Origin of the sequence: Frigoribacterium sp. CFBP 8754, from assembly GCF_014841815.1 — a bacterium.
Classification (GTDB): Bacteria; Actinomycetota; Actinomycetes; order Actinomycetales; family Microbacteriaceae; genus Frigoribacterium; species Frigoribacterium endophyticum.
The window spans coordinates 271,454-287,185 of record NZ_JACYUO010000003.1 but is presented as its reverse complement, the minus strand read 5'-3'; the positions used below and the strand labels follow the sequence as shown (position 1 = coordinate 287,185).

Below are 15,732 nucleotides of genomic sequence, written 5' to 3'. Positions count from 1 at the left end.
ACGGCTAGAGCGTCAGCCGCCGCTCCACGAGCCCGCGGGCGACGTCGGCGAGGCGCGTGCGGGTGCGCCGCGCATGCGACCGCATCAGCTCGAAGGCCTGGTCGGTGCTGACGTCGTGCGTGTGGGCGAGCACGCCCTTCGCCTGCTCGATGACGACGCGGGTGGTCAGCGCCGACTGCAGCTGGGCCTGGACGGCGGTGCTCTCGCGCAGCGTCCTCTCCTGCACGATGCCGATGGTCGCGACGTCGGCGAGCGCCTGCGCCACGCGCACGTCGCGCTCGTTGAGCTCGCCGGGCTCGTGCCGCAGCAGGTTGAGCGTGCCGATCACGGTCTCGCGGAGGCGCAGGGGCACGGCGTGCACCGAGCGGAAGCCCTGCTCGCGCGCGACGCGGGCGAAGCGCGGCCAGCGGGCGTCGCCCTCGTCGAGCGAGGTGACCGAGACGACCTTGCCGGTGCGGAAGCACTCCCAGCAGGGCCCCTCCTCCGCGTCGAGCTGCATGGTCTCGACGAGCGAGGTCGCCTCGCTCGTCGAGGCGACGACCTCGAGCTCGCCCGAGTCGTCGGCGAGCAGGATGCCCCCCTCCGAGACGTGGAGCAGGTCGTGGCAGGTCTCGACGAGCGACTGCAGCAGCTCGATGACGTCGAAGCCCGCGACGAGCGAGTCGGCCAGGGTGGTGAAGGCGTCGACGAGAGCGGCCTCCCGTGTGGATTCCGTCATGATGACTCCTCGATGCCCGTGGGGCGTGTGGCGAAGCTGAGGCGACCGGCCAGGACGTCGTCGGCGACCTCGCGCATCGACGTCCCGGTGGCGAAGGCGTGGCCCTGCAGCAGCAGCTCGGCGTCCTCGGGCGAGACGCCGACCTGGGCGAGCACCATGCCGGTGGCCTGGTGGACGTGCCGGCGCGAGAAGCGGTCGGTCACGGCGTCGTCGTGCTGCTCGTCGGCGATCTCGCGGACGGCGGCGCGCAGCAGGTGGCGGCTGACCTCGCGGGCCAGGGCGGAGGCGCGGAGGGCGTGCTCGTCGCTCAGGTCGTGCGCGTCGTCGCACCAGAGGTCCATGGCGCCGAGCGCGAGCGGGCCGAGCAGCAGGGGGAAGGCGAAGAGGGCACCGATCGGCTCGTCGGCGAGCGCCCGCGAGAACGCGGGCCAGACGCGCACGGGCGAGCCCGCGACGTCGGGCTCGAGCACCGGTCGGCGGGCGGCGACGGCGTCCCAGCCCTCCCTGCACACTCCGGTCTCGGAGTCAACCGTACCGCCGACCCTGTCGCCGGGGCCCCGTGACGTGCGACCATCGGAGCACGAGAGACCGTTCCCCCGGACCCCGGGAGCGGCGGACACGCGGCCTCGGCCGCTCTACCGGACGGGGTCACCGTGAACGTCACCAGCCTGAGCATCGACGGCCAGCTCTACCACCTCGACCCCTCGGTCGACGTGGGCGCCCTCAAGGCCCGCATCTCGGCCGTCGCCCGACAGGGAGCGGACTTCGTCGACTTCTCGACGGTCGCGCACGGCCTGGTCTCGGTGCTCGTCACGGCGTCGAGCGTCGTGCGCCTCCAGTCGGTGCCGACCGAGCCCGTCGACGCGGCCCACGAGCCGGAGGAAGCCACGGAGTGGGCGCGCATCGACGCCGCCATCGACTTCGACGAGTACGCCTGGTAGCCCCCGCGTCGCCGACGGGCCACGATGGAGGCACCCGGTCACCCGACAGAGACGTCGACACGACCGCGAGACGGACGGAGCCCCCATGCGCGTCGGCGTGCCCACCGAGATCAAGAACAACGAGGCCCGCGTGGCGATCACGCCCGCCGGGGTCGACGCCCTGGTGCGCCGGGGCCACGAGGTGCTCGTGCAGTCGGGGGCGGGCCTCGGCTCGCGTCTCTCCGACGCCGACTTCGCCGCGGCGGGCGCGACGGTCGTCGACGGCCCCGCGGCCGTGTGGGACGCCGCCGACCTGCTCGTCAAGGTCAAGGAGCCCGTCGCCGAGGAGCACGCCCGCCTCCGTGCCGACCAGGTGCTCTTCACGTACCTGCACCTCGCGGCCGACCGGGCCCTGACGGAGGCGCTGGTCGCCTCGGGCACGACCGCGATCGCTTACGAGACGGTGCAGCTGGCCGACCGCTCGCTGCCGCTGCTGCAGCCGATGAGCGAGGTGGCCGGGCGGCTGTCGATCACGGTGGGGGCGTACCACCTGATGCGCGCCTCCGGCGGTCGCGGGACCCTGCTCGGCGGCGTCCCGGGCACCCCGCGCGCGAAGGTCGTCGTGATCGGCGGGGGCGTCGCCGGCGAGCACGCGGCGGCCGCCGCCGTCGGCCTGGGCGCCGACGTGACGGTGGTCGACCTGTCGCTGCCGCGCCTCCGGAGCCTCGAGGCGCGCTTCGACGGGCGCGTCGCCACGCGGCACTCGTCGCCGTGGGAGATCGCGGCGCAGGTGCGCGACGCCGACCTCGTGATCGGGTCGGTGCTCGTGCCCGGAGCCGCGGCGCCGAAGCTCGTGACCGACGAGATGGTCGCCGGCATGAAGGCCGGTGCGGTGCTCGTCGACATCGCGATCGACCAGGGCGGCTGCTTCGAGGGGTCGCGCCCGACCACGCACGACGACCCCACCTTCGCGGTGCACGACGCCGTGTACTACTGCGTCGCCAACATGCCCGGCGCCGTGCCGGAGACGTCGACGCGGGCGCTCACGGCGGCGACGCTGCCCTACGTGGCGGCGCTCGCCGACCACGGCTGGCGTGCGGCGACCGAGGCGGACCCGGCCCTCGCGCTCGGGCTCAACGTCGTGGGCGGGCGCGTCACGAACGCCGGGGTCGCGACGGCGCTCGGGCTGCCGCTGGGCTAGGCGAGGGAGGGCCCGCCGGAGGGCGCGCCGCAGCGTGCTCCCGAGTGCCTCGGCGCGATGCGCCGGTGTCCGCGGGCGACGCGCCGGAGCGCTTGCGGAGCGTCGGAGGGGCTGCCTACACTCGACCCCTGTTCGAACACGTGTTCGAGAGAGGCGGCCCTGATGAACATCTCCACGACCCGATCCGACGTCGCGCTCTGGTTCGTCGACGAGGTGCCCGACCGGCTCGTGCACGACGGGGTGCGGTACCGCGTCTCCGACATGCCGACGAAGCTCTTCGACGAGCCGACCTTCGTGCACGCGCTCATCACGCACCCACCACGGCAGTTCGTCGGGTGGCGGTTCCAGGCCACCGACGGGGTCGGCACGACCCACATGTTCGAGGTGCTGCGCGACGCCGCGGGCCGGTGGGTGCTGGGCCGCGTCTACGACTGAGGCGAGGCCGCCCCTCGACCGAGGTGACTCGATCTGGGCCCTGGGAGTCCGTGACGACCCAGGACGCGACATCTCGCGTGGGTCGCCCACCCCCGCCCGGCGTCGGCACCCGAGTCACGAGTTGTCGACAGGGTGTGGATGACGTGTGGAGAACCTGTGCCGACACGCCGCCCGCCCCGTGGAGAACTGGGGACAACTGGGGACAAAGGTGTGGAAATCACACCGGTGTAATTCACTCATAGCTCTGTGACCAGCACTTTCGGCGAGGGCTAGCCCTGTGGATAACTCTCGATCTCGCGCCCGACTTGTCCACATCGCGGGGAGGGGGACGGATGCGGTAGGTGCGACCTGAGGCCGGTCGCAGGTCGCGGTGCCAGACTCGCCGCAGCGATCTCCCGGCGCCCGTGCCCGCGGCGCCGTCCACCCGAGGAAGGACCGCCGTGCCCAAGGACGACAAGACCCCGAAGAACTCCGACGCGGGGAAGGGCTCCGCCAAGGGGGCCACGAAGAAGGGCTCCGCGAAGGGCTCCGCGAAGGGCGGCTCGAAGGCCGCCGAGGCCGAGACCCGCGCTCGCGAGGCCCTGCGCGCCGCGAAGGCCGCCGTCGCCGAGGCGCGCGCCCGGTCGGCGGCGCTGACCACCGTCACGCGGCCGGGCCTCGACGACCTCGCGCAGCAGCTCGTCGTCGTCAAGGGCGAGATCAAGGCCGCGACCCGTCGCGCCGAGAAGGCGGACGCCCAGCGCGCCGAGCTCGAAGAGCGCCGCGCCGCCGCCCGGAAGGCCCGTGCCCGCGCCGAGAAGAAGGCCGCGAAGGCCGACGCCGCCCGCGAGGAGGTCGCCGCGGCCGAGAAGGCCGCCGCGAAGGCCGCCCGCCGCGCCGAGAAGGCCGCCGCGAAGGCGTCGCGCAGCACGGCGGCCACGGCACAGGGCGCCTCGTCGACGCCGACGTCCGGCCCGGCGGCCGACGCGACCGGTGCGCCCGCCGGCACCGCGACTCCGGCAGCCGCCGCCGCCGCCGGCTCCGCTCCCGTCGACTACGCCCTGCCGCTCCCCCCGAGCGACGAGACGACCGTGACGCGCGAGGACGGCAGCGAGGCCCGCGAGGACCTGCACGCCCAGACCCTCGTGCACCTGCGCGGCCTCGCCCGCGCGGCGGGGCTCACGGGGTACTCGCGCCTGACGAAGACCGCGCTGGTGGCGAAGCTGCAGGAGCTCCCGGTTCGGTGACCGGACATCGGCGAGCGAGCCGCGGTCTTCGTTCGTAGGGTCGGTGCATGAGCGCTGATCAGAGGGAGATCGACCTGGCCCGCGTGTTCGTCGACCTGGCGGACTCGCTCCGGGGAGGGCACGACGTCATCGACACGATGGACGTGCTCGTGCAGGCGACCGTCACGCACACCCGCGCCTCCGAGGCGGCGGTCGTGCTGGCGGACGCCGGCGGCTCCCTCCACGTCGTCGCGTCGACCTCGGAGCGCTCCGTCGACGTCGAGGAAGCGCAGATCGGCACGGCGTCGGGCCCCTGCGTCGCCGCCTACGCGGACGGCCATCTGCTCGAGGTGCCGGACGTGCACGGGGTCGTCGACCGCTGGCCGGAGTTCGTCGAGACGGCCGAGGCGTCGGGTCTGCGCGCCGCCGTCGCCATCCCGCTCACGGTGCGCGACCGGACCATCGGCGGCATGAACGTCTTCCTGCGCGAGGCGGGCCGCCTGAGCGACGTCGAGCTGGTGCTGCTGCAGGCGATGACCCACGTGGCGACGATCAGCGTGCTCCAGCAGCGCGACTCCGACGCCCGCGACGAGCTCGCCGACCAGCTGCAGCGGGCGCTCGACGCCCGCGTCACGATCGAGCAGGCGAAGGGGTTCCTCGCCTACCAGCACGAGACGGGGGTGGACCAGGCCTTCGCGCTGATCCGTGACCACGCCCGGCGACACCGGGTGCGCCTCCGCGAGGTCGCCGAGGGAGTGGTGCGTCGCGAGCTCAGCCTCTGACCTCCGGCGCCGAGGCCCCGGTGGCCGAGGCCGGCTCGGGCAGCACGTGCAGGCCGGGGCCGCTGTCGGCGGAGGCGGCGAGCGCCCTCAGCCAGGCGGGGTTGATCGCCGGAGGGCGGCTGCCGGCGAAGCGGAAGCGCAGGCTCACGGTCGGGAAGACCCAGATGGTGCTGCGCCCGTCACCGGACGCCGCGGGCTCCTTCCACGAGAAGGCGAAGCTCTCGTGGCGGCGCAGCTTGGCGACCATGACGATCTGGAGGTGCGCCAGCACACGGTCGTCCATCTGCACCTCGGCGGTGCCGCGGTCGTAGATCAGGTGGCCCACGGTCGTGCCCCCGCTCAGGCGCCGGGCACGGCCGCGTCGTCGACGGCGTGGTCGTGCGGGGCGTGGTCGGCGTGCTGGTCGTGGTCGGCGTGCGGGTCGTGGGCGCCGTTCTCGGTGGCGGGGCCGGAGGCGCCCTGCGGCAGGCGCGCCTGGTCGAGGATCGACACGGCGTCGGCCGCCGAGATCGACCAGGTGATGGTCGCCGTGACCGTGGCGCTGCCGCCCGCCCCGATGTCGTCGCTGAGGAAGTCGACCCGGACGTCGGAGACCGACTGGTCGCGTGCGGGCACGTCCGCGACCGCACGCACGATGACGCCGTCGTCGTAGGGCAGGTTGGAGATGGCCATGGTGCTCGGTCCGTTCGTCGGGTCAGGGACGGGGCTGCCGCCTCCCCCAGTGTCCTCCTCGGGGGCCGGCGCCGTCAGGCGGTGGCTCCGGGCCGCGCCCGCCGGGGGCGCCCGAGCTGGCCGCCCGGCGCGCTCCGCGACGCGCTTGTCCGGAAAGCGAAGTGTCTAGGAGGACTAACTAGCCCGCCTAGCTAAATCGTGTCACGATCTCCCTCGTACCGGTTCACGGCGGTACGGCCCGACTTCACGGCGGGCCACCCGCAACGACGACGGCGCAGGGCCGTCAGGAACGAGAACGACATGAGCATCACGAGCCAGTCTCCGTTCACGGAGATCCGAGCCACCGAACGCCAGGCCACCCTCTTCGTCATCGCGACCTCGGCGGTCGCCGCGTGCGGCACCGTCGTCGCCGGCATGCTCGTCGCCCTCGGGGTCGCCGCGTGAACGCCGCCGGCGCCGCCGCCACCTGGTCGGACCTCGCGCTCCCCGCGACCGAGCCGCTCGACCTCGCCGACCTCTTCCGGGCGGAGGCCGCCTGATGGACCTCCGGTCGCTCACCCACGAGGCGCTCGTCGCCGCCGTCTCGGGTCGCCTGGTCGGCCCCCAGTCGCTCTCGGCCGCCGAGGTGCAGGCGTTCTCCGCCAGCCCCGTCGAGGCCTCCTCGGCCCGCCCCGAGCACGCGAGGATGGAGGCGGCCTGATGCCCTTCTCCGCCCTCGCCCTCGCTCCCGAGCTCGAGCACGTCTCCTACTTCGACACGTCGATCGACGACGACGACCTCGACTGACGCCTCCCCCGAGGCACACGGCACCACCCGCACGACAGCAGCACAGGACGACCGCTCGACCACCGCCTCCACCAGGGCCGGCAGCGCGCGGGCGACGCCCGACGGGCGTCACACCGAACACCGTCACCCCCGACGGCCTGATCACCCAGAGGACCCCGCGATGCCCCAGCGAATCCAGGCAGCCCGCCTGCACGCCTCCCTCGAGAGCTACCGGATCACCGAGCAGCGCCTCGACCGGACGGCCGGGTCGTCGCCCCTGCCGCGGACGGAGCGGGACGCCCTCGCGCTCATCCTCGCCGCGGAGGCCACCGAGCAGCCGATGACGCCGGGCGCCCTCGCCGCGACCCTGGGCTTCACCACCCCCGCCGTCTCGAACCTGCTGCACCGGCTGCAGGACGCCGGTCTCGTGCTCTGCGAGGCCGACCCGAGCGACCGTCGCCGCAAGACCGTGCACACCACGCCGGAGGGGCGCGACGCCTGCGAGACCACCACGACGGTGCCGCCGGTGCAGGAGTTCCTCATGCAGGTGCCCCCGGAGCAGGCCGAGGTGATCAGCGCGTTCCTCGACGAGCTGAGCACCGTGATCGCGTCGCAGGCGGAGCGCGTCCCGCGCTGACGCTCGGGCCCTCGGACGTCGAGGCGACCCCTCCCGGGCCCTCCGCGCCGCGCAGGCCCCAGATCGGGTCACCTCGACGAGGCGGGGCTCGTCGGTTGCCGTTTCGACGGCCTGAGAGCGTCGATCTGCCCCTCGACGTGGCGAGTACCGCGGCTCCGCTACCGTCGACGTGTCGACGGGCATGCCCGCACCGAGGCACGAGGAGGCGCGGATGAGCGACGCGACGCCGGCCCCGGTCCCGACCCGCAGGCCGTCGCCGGCACCCCGACGCGCGACCGTCGTCGTGGTCGGCGCCGGCCAGGCCGGGCTGTCGGCCGCGCACCACCTGGCGCGCCGCGGGTTCGGCTCCGCGCTCGACGACCCCGACGCCGACGGAGACGCGGCCCGCACGCTCGTCGTGCTCGACGCGGACGACCGACCGGGAGGCGCGTGGCAGCACCGCTGGGAGTCGCTGCACATGGGCACCGTCAACGGCATCTTCGACCTGCCGGGCATGCCGCTGCCGCCCGTCGACCCCGACGAGCCGAGCCGCGACGCGGTGCCGCGGTACTTCGCCGCGTACGAGGAGCGCGAGCGGCTGCCGATCGTGCGGCCCGTGCGCGTGACGGCGGTGCGGGCGGTCGACGACGACCCGGGCGGCGACCTGCTCGTCGAGACGACGGCGGGCACCTGGCTGACGCGCGCGGTCGTCAACGCCACCGGCACGTGGAACACGCCCGTCGTGCCCGACGTGCCCGGCCGTGAGCTGTTCGCCGGCCTGCAGCGGCACAGCCGCGACTACCGACGGGCCTCGGACTTCGCGGGCCGGCGCGTCGCGATCGTCGGCGGCGGCATCTCGGCGGTGCAGCTGCTCGAGGAGGTCAGCCGGGTCGCGACCACCCTCTGGTACACGCGACGCGAACCCGTCTTCCTCGACCACGACTTCACGCAGAGCCTCGACGGCGTCGACGTCGAGCGCCGTGTCGCGGCCGACGCGGCGGAGGGCCGCCCGCCCGCGAGCATCGTCTCGTACACCGGGCTCGGCTGGACGAGCTACGCCGTGGAGGCGCGGCGCCGGGGAGTCCTCACCCGTCGCCCGATGTTCACGGCGCTCGGCCCGCACCACGTGGTCGAGGCCGATGGGTCGAGCACGAGCGTCGACGCGGTCATCTGGGCCACGGGATTCCGGGCCGACCTCGACCACCTCGACCCGCTGCGGCTGCGCGGGCCGCTCGGCGGGGTGCCGCTGGTCGGCACGCGGGCCCGGGCCGACGAGCGGGTGCACCTGATCGGCTACGGGCCGTCGCAGTCGACCGTCGGAGCCAACCGGGCGGGCCGCGCGGCGGCGGTCGCGCTGGTGCAGCGGCTGGGTGCGGGGACGGGCGCGGCGCGGCGGTGACGGCGCGGCCGAGCGAGGAGAGCGAGTGACGGGAATCGAACCCGCGCTACCAGCTTGGGAAGCTGGAGTTCTACCATTGAACTACACTCGCGCGCCGCGGTGAGGCGGACTCCCCCACTATAGCGACCCGCGACTCCTCGGTCTGTGCGGCCGCCCGACGGCCGGCCCGACGGCACGCTCACGACGTCGCGTCCCCCGTTCCACCCGGTGTCCCCCGGTCGGGGGCCGGTTGTCAAGGGCCTGCACCGATCCGTCCACCCGCTTAGCGTCGAGGGGACCACCGGGGCCGACTGGGCGGACCCGAGCGACCAGAGGAGCACCTCATGAGCCACTACGTCAGCGATCCTGACGCCCGACCGGTCAAGATCACCACCTACCCGCCGCGGCCCCGACGCCGCACCACGCCGGGCCGGCGCTCCACCCGCCGCGACGAGGTCCGCTACGGCGACTTCTTCGTCGCCGAGTCCGCCGCGAGCGGGGTGGCCTGATGCCCCCCGCCGGTCGGACGTCGACCGCGCAGCAGCTGGTGCGCGTGCCGCTGACCGACGTCTCCGACGTGCACCTGCACCGGATCGACGACGGCCAGTGGCGGGTGCTCGACCGGCGCCTTCCCTCCGACGACGTCGCCGCGCTGCTCGGCTTCGTCGAGCGCACCGGGGGCCTCTACGAGGTCACGCTGATGGGGCGGCCGCGCGAGCACGTGCCGTGCCCCGACCTGCGCTGCGCGGCGCTGACGTTCGTCGAGCACGGGGTCGAGCTGGGCTGAGCCGTGCGCCCTGGTCGGCGCGGCGCGGCGCGGTTCGGTCGCGGGCGCGGGCTGCTCTCCACCGCACGGCCCAGCTCCGGGCCGGGATCCGCCCCGACAAGTACGGTCCACATCCGCTGATCCACTCCGGAGTGGAGCAGCCTCCGCCCTCCCGCCACGTCGAGGGCCGCCGATCCACTCCAGAGTGGAGCAGCCCCCGCCCTCCCGCCACGTCGAGAGCCGCCGATCCACTCCGGAGTGGATCAGCGATGCGGGCGACCGACCTTCGGCCGCCCGGGCGGCCCAGCCCGCCCGGCCCAGCCCGGCCCGCCTTTCCGGGGAGGCGGGCCGGTCCTCGCGACCTGACCGCGACTCCCCGGGGAATCCGAGAGGGATCCGGCTCGCCGCGGCCGTGTCAGGCGGGAGCCGCGGGCCCGCGGCACGGATCACTCGCGAATTCGGCAGGGACGGAGGAGCGGAGAGACCCTCAGGCCGCGCCGAGGACGACGACCGGGCGCTGCGGGGGACGCCGACCGGGCCGCGCGGGGCCCGCCCACCGGGGGACGCGACGGGCCCAAGGGCAAGGGGGCCTGTGAATACGGGCGGAGCGGGGGCCGTCCTCCTAGCGTCGGCCTCATGATCACGAAGAAGACCCTGCTGCCCCTCGCCGCCCTGCTGATGCTGCCGCTCGCGGGCTGCACCGGAGGCGCGCAGAACACGGACCCCGCCGGCGACGTGCCCGGCTCGTCCGCCACCCGCACCGACCCGGGCCAGGCCAACGACGCCGCGTGCACCCGCATCGGCGCGACCGCCCTCTCGACCCTCGCCGACGGCGCCACCGACGACGTGCTGCTCGGCTACGCCGTCCAGGAAGGCGACACCTGGTACGTCGCGGCGCCCCTCGGCGAGAACAACGTGCTGAGCGACACCATCGGCCTCTGGACCACGACGGGCGACGTCGAGTCGGACGACTTCGACGCGACCTACCAGTCGGCCAACGACGACGCCGCCGAGAACTCGTCGTTCACCCGGGCGACCGACGCCGACGACGACTCCGACGCCGCCGAGCAGGCGCTGTCGTGCATCGAGGACGCCGACGACACGGCCCGCTGAGCCCCGCACCGTCAGGAGGACGAGCGCGACGGGCACCTGACGGCGGCCGGGGCGGCCGTCCGGGGCGCCAGTGCGCCTTCCGGTCACCACGGTGCGCGGCGCTCGGCCTCCTGGCACCATGGGACGGAAGGGGCCTGCGCCCCTCGTGCCGAGGAGACGGGAGGCACCGTGGGCTACCTGACCTACGACGGCGGCACCGCGGAGGTGCAGCTGGACGACCGCGTGCTGGCCCACCTCCAGATCGTGATCATCACAAAGATCCGCCGCCAGGAGAGCTTCGTCTTCTCCTGGAAGGAGCCCGCCTCGGCCGGCGACGGCCGCAGCAGCGTGTGGATCCACCCGACCGTGAGCCTGCGCTTCTCGTTCGCGGGCAGCCGACCGCCGACCATCAACCCGCGGTGGATCGCCGTGCTCACCGAGTCGGCCAACAGCGGCCAGGGCCTCCAGCTCCTCCCCGAGCCGCCCGTCGGCGCCGCCGGCGAGGCGACCCCGACGACGTCCGTCGCGAGCGGGGCGACCGGGGCGACCGGGGCCGAGGGCGCCTAGCCCCGCCGAGCCGAGCCGAGCCGAGCCGAGCCGAGCCGAGCCGAGCCCGCGCAGGGTCCCGCACCCCGCGCCTCCCGTCAAGCCCGTTTGGCGATGCGTGCCCCGGCGAGCGCTCCCCTGGGTGTCGACCCGCGCCTCCCGGCGTGGTGTGGAGGTCCGTCCACTCGACGAGAGGACCCCCATGTTCTTCCACGAGCAAGAGCTGCAGCACAGCGCGACCCCCGACGCCCCCGACGCCGTCTACGCCCGCAAGCTGCAGGAGGTGCTCGGCGGCCAGTACGGCGAGATCACCATCGCCATGCAGTACGGCTTCCAGGCCTGGAACACCCACATCCCCGGCAAGTACCGCGACCTGCTCTTCGGCATCGCCGCCGAGGAGTTCGGCCACGTCGAGATGCTCGCCATCATGATCTCGCAGCTGCTCGAGAAGGCCCCCGTGGGCCTCACCGACGAGGCCGTGCAGAACGACCACGTCATGGCGGCCGTGATCGGCGGCACCGACGTGCAGCAGGCCATCGTCGCCGGCGCCGGCGCCCGCCCCGTCGACAGCATGGGCAACCCCTGGCAGGGCGCGTTCATCACGTCGAGCGGCAACCTCCTCGCCGACTTCACCGCCAACGCGAACGGCGAGATGCAGGGCCGCCTCCAGGCCGCCCGGCTCTACCACATGACCGACGACAAGGGCGTGAAGGACCTCCTGAGCTTCCTCATCGCCCGCGACACCATGCACCAGAACCAGTGGCTCGCGGCGATCCAGGAGCTGCAGGACGACGGCATCGAGCAGTTCCCGGTGCCGAGCACCTTCCCGCAGTCGAAGGAGGACCAGACGGTGAACTACCAGTACCTCAACTTCTCCGACGGCGCGCACGCGAAGGAGGGCTCGTGGGCCAGCGGCCCCACCCCCGACGGCAAGGGCGAGTTCAGCTACCACGACGGCCCCACGACGACGGCGCCGATGCCCGCGCCGACGACGCCCGACGAGCGCTTCCACGGCACGACCGGCAAGTCGCCGCTGCTCGAGAAGACGAAGGGCGCCGTCAAGGACGCCCTCCACAAGGGCTGACCCGGCCCTCCCTCACCAGGACCCCGTCCCGGACGAGCTTCCCCGCCCGGGGCGTGGTCCTCGTGCATCCCCCACCCTGACGACGAAGGAGTCGCGGGTCGGCTCGTCCGCACCCGCCCGCCCCCGAAGGAGACCACCATGAACAAGAGCACCCTCGCCCTGCTCGGAGCCGGCGCGGGCGTCGCCGCCTCCGCGGCGGCGGCCGCCGCGGCCCTGGCCCGGCGCCACGCGGAGAAGCAGCCCGTCGCCGACGGCTGGAAGTCCGTGACCGTCCTGGCGACGCCGGACGACATCGCCCCGGGCGGCGTCGTCGGGCCGCCGTTCGACCGGCTCGCGGAGGTCGTCGAGACGCGCCTCCTGCCGGCCCCCGGCGACCGCGGCACCGAGCTGCACGCGCGGGTGCTGCCCGGCGGCCGGGCCGAGGCCGTCGTCCGCGAGCAGCTCGGCGGCGACCCCGCCGACACGCTGCGCCGGGCCCTCCGCGAGCTCAAGACGCGCGTCGAGACGGGCGAGGTGCTGCAGCAGCTGCCGCGGCCCGAGGGGCGCCGGAAGCACACGGTCGCGGGTGCCCTCGTCGACGGCGCCGAGCGTCGCGCGTTCGGGGCGGGTGCGCTGTGAGGGCGCTCGTCTGGAACGGGGTGAACGACCTCCGTGTCGAGCAGGTCGACGAGCCGAGGCTGCTCAACGCCCACGACGCGATCGTCAAGGTGTCTCTCACCACCTCGTGCGGCAGCGACCTGCACCTGCTCGGCGGCTACGTGCCGACCATGCGCTCCGGCGACGTGCTCGGCCACGAGTTCGTCGGCGAGGTCGTCGAGGTCGGCTCGGCCGTCCGCCGGCACGCCGTCGGCGACCGGGTCGTCGTCAACTCGTTCATCGCCTGCGGCCGCTGCTGGTACTGCCGGCAGGAGCAGTACTCGCTCTGCGACAACGGCAACCCGAACGCGGGCATCGCCGAGGGCCTCTGGGGCCAGTCACCCGGCGGCTGCTTCGGCTACTCGCACGCGGTCGGCGGCTGGGCGGGCAGCCACGCGGAGTACATCCGGGTGCCGTACGCCGACGTCGGGGCCTTCACCGTGCCCGAGTCGGTCAGCGACGAGCGCGCGCTGTTCGCCTCCGACGCGGCGCCGACCGGCTGGATGGGCGCCGACCTCGGCGGCGTCGGGCCGGGGTCGACCGTGGCCGTCTGGGGTGCCGGCGGCGTCGGGCAGATGGCGGCCCGCGCCTCCCTGCTGCTCGGGGCGGAACGCGTCGTCGTCATCGACCGCCTGCCCGAGCGCCTCGCACAGGTGCGTGACGTGATCGGCGCCGAGACGATGGACTACACGCAGGTCGAGGTGCTGCCCGAGCTGCGCGAGCTCACCGGCGGCCGGGGCCCCGACGTCTGCATCGAGGCCGTCGGCATGGAGGCCCACCGCGACCGGCCGGACTTCGGCTACGACATGGTCAAGCAGCAGCTGCGGCTGCAGACCGACCGGCCCACGGCCGTGCGCGAGGCCGTGACGGCGGCCCGCAAGGGCGGCAGCGTGTTCGTGCTCGGCGTCTTCGGCGGGGTGGTCGACAAGTTCCCGCTCGGGGCGCTGATGAACGAGGGGCTGACCATGCGCGGGGCCCAGATGCACGGGCAGCGGTACACGCCGATGCTGCTCGAGCGCATGGCCGCCGGCGAGCTGACCACCGAGCACCTCGCGACCCAGGTGATGCCGCTCGACGAGGCGCCGCGGGGCTACGAGATGTTCAAGGAGAAGGAGGACGGCTGCGTGCGGGCGGTGTTCCGCCCGTAGCGGCGTCGAGGAGGCGCGGGCGCGGCCCCTCAGAGGAGCCCGGTGAGCCCGGTGGTCACCAGCGTCGCGCCGCCGAGCAGCGCGACGCCCAGGGCGACCGCCCGCACGACGGGGGCGGGGACGCGGTGGCCCAGCGCGACTCCCGCGGCGGCTCCGGCCAGGAGGCCGGCGACGGCCCAGGCGAGCGGGGCCAGGGGCAGGCCGGCTGGGGCGACCGCGCCGGCGGCGACGGCGGTGGCGGAGGCGGCGCTACCGCCACCGCCATCGCCAGCGCCGTCGCCGACGAGCACCAGCACGGCGAGCGTCACGAGGTTGAGCGGCAGCGAGAAGGCCTGGAGGGTGGCGCTCATCACGCGCGGCTCCCACCGACGCTGCGCGGCGAAGATCGCCACCGGCGGGCCCGACGCCGCGGCGAGCGTGTTGAAGACGCCGCTGGCGGCCCCGGCCGCGACCGCCCCGCGGGTGCCGTCGAGCCAGCGCAGCTCGCGGCGCGCGATGACGAGCGCGGTCGCGACGACCACGACCGACCCCGCGAGCAGCGAGAGCAGCGGCGTGCGCACCGACTGCGCCAGCAGGGCGGTCGGCACGACGAACAGGGCGGCGGGCACGAGCAGCCGCAGCGCGTCGCCGAGGCGGACGTGCTGCCACGAGCGCGCGAGCACCACGAGGTTGAGCACGATCGACATGACCAGCACCACACGCACGCCGGGGCCGTGACCGAGCACCAGCACGAGCAACGGCGAGCAGACGAGCGCGAAGCCGAGCCCCGAGGCGACCTGGCACGCGGCGCCGACGGCGACGACGAGCAGCACCGCGACGCCCAGCCAGTCCATGTGCCCCCCGCCGTGAGCCTACCGACCGGGCCCGCGCCTCCCGGGCTCAGCGCCCCTGGCCGCGCACCCCGACCTGCAGCGTCAGGCGCCGAGCAGCAGCTCCAGGCCGAGCACGGTCATGACGACGGCGATGAGCCCGTCGAGGATCCGCCACGACGACGGCCGCGCGAAGAAGGGGCGCAGGAGGCGCGAGCCGAGGCCCAGCGCCGCGAACCACGCGAGGCTGCCCGCGATCGCTCCCCCGGCGAACCACCAGCGCAGGTCGCCCTCCTGCTGGTTGGCCACCGAGCCGAGGAAGACGATCGTGTCGAGGTAGGTGTGCGGGTTGAGCCAGGTGAGGGCGAGGACGGTGAGGACGGCCGTGCGGCGGCGGACCGGGGCGGAGCCGGGCGCCCGGCCGGGGGTCGACGAGCGGGCCGGCGCCGGGGCGGCGACCGTCGCGACCGAGCCGGTGGCGGGGCTGCCTGCCCCGCCGGTGATGGTCCCGGCGACGGGGCCCGCGGCGGTGACGGGCTCGAGGGCCGCGGAGCCGGGGCCGACCCCGGACGCGGAGGGCGTGCCGGTCGCGGGGGCCTCGTCGGGCCCGTCGACCGTCAGCCCTCCGACCGGTCGCAGCGCCCGACGGGCGGCGAACCCGGCGTAGACGAGGAGGAACGCTGCCCCCACGACCCGCACGACGACGAGCGCCTGCGGAGCAGCGGCGACCACCGCGCCGACCCCGGCGACGCCCGCGGTGATGAGCACGGCGTCGCTGAGGGCGCAGATGACGATGACCGGCACGATGACGCGGTTCACGCCCTGCAGCCCGAGCTTCAGCACGTAGGCGTTCTGGGCGCCGATCGCGACGATGAGGGCGAGCCCGGTGCCCATGCCCGTGAGGGAGGTCAGCAGCAGCGTGGAAGTGGTCACCCGGCGACGCTACGTCCGCGCCGCAC

22 protein-coding genes and 1 tRNA gene are annotated in these 15,732 nt (G+C 74.5%); 16 read left to right on the top strand and 7 right to left on the bottom strand.

Translation table 11 applies throughout. From position 1 onward, the window contains the following. Positions 1 to 4: 4 nt before the first annotated feature. Both IFT72_RS11845 and IFT72_RS16430 read right to left on the bottom strand, forming a co-directional pair. Positions 5 to 718, bottom strand: a complete 714-nt coding sequence (locus IFT72_RS11845) for a GAF and ANTAR domain-containing protein (protein ID WP_192046546.1) — start codon at positions 716 to 718, stop codon at positions 5 to 7. Then, on the bottom strand, positions 715 to 1,230 hold the full coding sequence (locus IFT72_RS16430; protein WP_185230899.1) for an ANTAR domain-containing protein: 516 nt from the start codon (positions 1,228 to 1,230) through the stop codon (positions 715 to 717). The genes IFT72_RS11845 and IFT72_RS16430 overlap by 4 nt, the downstream gene beginning before the upstream one ends. Positions 1,231 to 1,371: 141 nt before the next feature. On the opposite strand from IFT72_RS16430, the gene IFT72_RS11835 reads away from it, so the two are divergent. The 5 genes from IFT72_RS11835 (at position 1,372) to IFT72_RS11815 (ending at position 5,261) form a co-directional block, all read left to right on the top strand. Continuing rightward, positions 1,372 to 1,659, top strand: a complete 288-nt coding sequence (locus IFT72_RS11835; RefSeq protein ID WP_056058539.1) for a hypothetical protein — start codon at positions 1,372 to 1,374, stop codon at positions 1,657 to 1,659. An 85-nt stretch (positions 1,660 to 1,744) separates the two neighbouring features. Next, entirely contained in the window at positions 1,745 to 2,839 is a 1,095-nt protein-coding gene (ald, locus tag IFT72_RS11830; RefSeq protein WP_056058535.1) for an alanine dehydrogenase, read from the top strand. 162 nt (positions 2,840 to 3,001) lie between these two features. After that, a complete protein-coding gene (locus IFT72_RS11825; RefSeq protein ID WP_056058532.1) occupies positions 3,002 to 3,274 on the top strand; it encodes a hypothetical protein in 273 nt (90 codons plus the stop codon). 440 nt (positions 3,275 to 3,714) lie between these two features. Beyond that, positions 3,715 to 4,500, top strand: a complete 786-nt coding sequence (locus IFT72_RS11820) for a hypothetical protein (protein WP_056058528.1) — start codon at positions 3,715 to 3,717, stop codon at positions 4,498 to 4,500. 47 nt (positions 4,501 to 4,547) lie between these two features. Next, entirely contained in the window at positions 4,548 to 5,261 is a 714-nt protein-coding gene (locus IFT72_RS11815; RefSeq protein ID WP_167261173.1) for a GAF and ANTAR domain-containing protein, read from the top strand. Here the strand turns inward: IFT72_RS11815 and IFT72_RS11810 are convergent. Together IFT72_RS11810 and IFT72_RS11805 are read right to left on the bottom strand one after the other, a co-directional pair. Beyond that, the gene (locus IFT72_RS11810) at positions 5,251 to 5,586 is read right to left on the bottom strand and encodes a hypothetical protein (RefSeq protein ID WP_056058522.1); all 336 of its coding nucleotides are present in this window, start codon (positions 5,584 to 5,586) and stop codon (positions 5,251 to 5,253) included. The two genes, IFT72_RS11815 and IFT72_RS11810, sit on opposite strands and share 11 nt — an antisense overlap. A gap of 14 nt (positions 5,587 to 5,600) precedes the next feature. Continuing rightward, entirely contained in the window at positions 5,601 to 5,933 is a 333-nt protein-coding gene (locus tag IFT72_RS11805; RefSeq protein WP_056058519.1) for a hypothetical protein, read from the bottom strand. Positions 5,934 to 6,233: 300 nt separating this feature from the next. On the opposite strand from IFT72_RS11805, the gene IFT72_RS11800 reads away from it, so the two are divergent. From IFT72_RS11800 to IFT72_RS11785, 4 genes are all read left to right on the top strand, one after another. Further along, positions 6,234 to 6,377: a hypothetical protein gene (locus tag IFT72_RS11800; RefSeq protein ID WP_156370189.1), complete on the top strand. Its 144-nt coding sequence runs from the start codon at positions 6,234 to 6,236 to the stop codon at positions 6,375 to 6,377. Between the two features lie 94 nt (positions 6,378 to 6,471). Continuing rightward, positions 6,472 to 6,633 carry a hypothetical protein gene (locus IFT72_RS11795; RefSeq protein WP_192046545.1) on the top strand — a complete coding sequence of 54 codons (162 nt, stop codon included), beginning with the start codon at positions 6,472 to 6,474 and terminating at the stop codon, positions 6,631 to 6,633. 246 nt (positions 6,634 to 6,879) lie between these two features. Continuing rightward, positions 6,880 to 7,335, top strand: coding sequence for a MarR family winged helix-turn-helix transcriptional regulator (locus IFT72_RS11790; RefSeq protein WP_056058516.1), 456 nt, complete (start codon positions 6,880 to 6,882; stop codon positions 7,333 to 7,335). A 211-nt stretch (positions 7,336 to 7,546) separates the two neighbouring features. Continuing rightward, positions 7,547 to 8,713, top strand: a complete 1,167-nt coding sequence (locus IFT72_RS11785) for an NAD(P)-binding domain-containing protein (protein WP_192046544.1) — start codon at positions 7,547 to 7,549, stop codon at positions 8,711 to 8,713. Positions 8,714 to 8,733: 20 nt separating this feature from the next. Here the strand turns inward: IFT72_RS11785 and IFT72_RS11780 are convergent. Then, a tRNA-Gly gene (locus IFT72_RS11780) sits at positions 8,734 to 8,804 on the bottom strand. Between the two features lie 232 nt (positions 8,805 to 9,036). Here IFT72_RS11780 and IFT72_RS11775 point away from each other — a divergent pair. The 7 genes from IFT72_RS11775 to IFT72_RS11745 all read left to right on the top strand — a co-directional run bounded on the left by IFT72_RS11775 (position 9,037) and on the right by IFT72_RS11745 (position 13,964). Next, positions 9,037 to 9,201, top strand: a complete 165-nt coding sequence (locus IFT72_RS11775; protein ID WP_192046543.1) for a hypothetical protein — start codon at positions 9,037 to 9,039, stop codon at positions 9,199 to 9,201. After that, positions 9,201 to 9,479 (top strand): hypothetical protein, encoded by a 279-nt coding sequence (locus tag IFT72_RS11770; protein WP_192046542.1) that lies wholly within the window; start codon positions 9,201 to 9,203, stop codon positions 9,477 to 9,479. Before IFT72_RS11775 ends, IFT72_RS11770 begins: the two co-directional genes overlap by 1 nt. A 615-nt stretch (positions 9,480 to 10,094) precedes the next feature. After that, positions 10,095 to 10,571, top strand: a complete 477-nt coding sequence (locus IFT72_RS11765) for a hypothetical protein (protein ID WP_192046541.1) — start codon at positions 10,095 to 10,097, stop codon at positions 10,569 to 10,571. A gap of 168 nt (positions 10,572 to 10,739) precedes the next feature. After that, positions 10,740 to 11,117: a hypothetical protein gene (locus IFT72_RS11760; protein WP_056058491.1), complete on the top strand. Its 378-nt coding sequence runs from the start codon at positions 10,740 to 10,742 to the stop codon at positions 11,115 to 11,117. A 181-nt stretch (positions 11,118 to 11,298) separates the two neighbouring features. Continuing rightward, on the top strand, positions 11,299 to 12,180 hold the full coding sequence (locus IFT72_RS11755) for a manganese catalase family protein (protein ID WP_192046540.1): 882 nt from the start codon (positions 11,299 to 11,301) through the stop codon (positions 12,178 to 12,180). A gap of 138 nt (positions 12,181 to 12,318) precedes the next feature. Further along, a complete protein-coding gene (locus tag IFT72_RS16100) occupies positions 12,319 to 12,798 on the top strand; it encodes a hypothetical protein (RefSeq protein WP_056058485.1) in 480 nt (159 codons plus the stop codon). A gap of 20 nt (positions 12,799 to 12,818) precedes the next feature. Then, entirely contained in the window at positions 12,819 to 13,964 is a 1,146-nt protein-coding gene (locus IFT72_RS11745; protein ID WP_371741278.1) for a zinc-dependent alcohol dehydrogenase, read from the top strand. A 29-nt stretch (positions 13,965 to 13,993) separates the two neighbouring features. Here the strand turns inward: IFT72_RS11745 and IFT72_RS11740 are convergent, their stop codons facing one another. Then, positions 13,994 to 14,797 carry a TSUP family transporter gene (locus IFT72_RS11740; RefSeq protein ID WP_192046538.1) on the bottom strand — a complete coding sequence of 268 codons (804 nt, stop codon included), beginning with the start codon at positions 14,795 to 14,797 and terminating at the stop codon, positions 13,994 to 13,996. Positions 14,798 to 14,878: 81 nt separating this feature from the next. Further along, on the bottom strand, positions 14,879 to 15,706 hold the full coding sequence (locus IFT72_RS11735) for a LysE/ArgO family amino acid transporter (RefSeq protein WP_371741277.1): 828 nt from the start codon (positions 15,704 to 15,706) through the stop codon (positions 14,879 to 14,881). Between the last annotated feature and the right edge of the window lie 26 nt (positions 15,707 to 15,732).

What these genes read in the sequence shown, in the direction of transcription:
- IFT72_RS11845 (WP_192046546.1), bottom strand. Translation starts at nt 718, where the DNA reads ATGACGGAATCCACACGGGAGGCCGCTCTCGTCGACGCCTTCACCACC.
- ald (WP_056058535.1), top strand. Translation starts at nt 1,745, where the DNA reads ATGCGCGTCGGCGTGCCCACCGAGATCAAGAACAACGAGGCCCGCGTG.
- IFT72_RS11825 (WP_056058532.1), top strand. Translation starts at nt 3,002, where the DNA reads ATGAACATCTCCACGACCCGATCCGACGTCGCGCTCTGGTTCGTCGAC.
- IFT72_RS11815 (WP_167261173.1), top strand. Translation starts at nt 4,548, where the DNA reads ATGAGCGCTGATCAGAGGGAGATCGACCTGGCCCGCGTGTTCGTCGAC.
- IFT72_RS11805 (WP_056058519.1), bottom strand. Translation starts at nt 5,933, where the DNA reads ATGGCCATCTCCAACCTGCCCTACGACGACGGCGTCATCGTGCGTGCG.
- IFT72_RS11800 (WP_156370189.1), top strand. Translation starts at nt 6,234, where the DNA reads ATGAGCATCACGAGCCAGTCTCCGTTCACGGAGATCCGAGCCACCGAA.
- IFT72_RS11795 (WP_192046545.1), top strand. Translation starts at nt 6,472, where the DNA reads ATGGACCTCCGGTCGCTCACCCACGAGGCGCTCGTCGCCGCCGTCTCG.
- IFT72_RS11790 (WP_056058516.1), top strand. Translation starts at nt 6,880, where the DNA reads ATGCCCCAGCGAATCCAGGCAGCCCGCCTGCACGCCTCCCTCGAGAGC.
- IFT72_RS11785 (WP_192046544.1), top strand. Translation starts at nt 7,547, where the DNA reads ATGAGCGACGCGACGCCGGCCCCGGTCCCGACCCGCAGGCCGTCGCCG.
- IFT72_RS11775 (WP_192046543.1), top strand. Translation starts at nt 9,037, where the DNA reads ATGAGCCACTACGTCAGCGATCCTGACGCCCGACCGGTCAAGATCACC.
- IFT72_RS11770 (WP_192046542.1), top strand. Translation starts at nt 9,201, where the DNA reads ATGCCCCCCGCCGGTCGGACGTCGACCGCGCAGCAGCTGGTGCGCGTG.
- IFT72_RS11765 (WP_192046541.1), top strand. Translation starts at nt 10,095, where the DNA reads ATGATCACGAAGAAGACCCTGCTGCCCCTCGCCGCCCTGCTGATGCTG.
- IFT72_RS11755 (WP_192046540.1), top strand. Translation starts at nt 11,299, where the DNA reads ATGTTCTTCCACGAGCAAGAGCTGCAGCACAGCGCGACCCCCGACGCC.
- IFT72_RS16100 (WP_056058485.1), top strand. Translation starts at nt 12,319, where the DNA reads ATGAACAAGAGCACCCTCGCCCTGCTCGGAGCCGGCGCGGGCGTCGCC.
- IFT72_RS11740 (WP_192046538.1), bottom strand. Translation starts at nt 14,797, where the DNA reads ATGGACTGGCTGGGCGTCGCGGTGCTGCTCGTCGTCGCCGTCGGCGCC.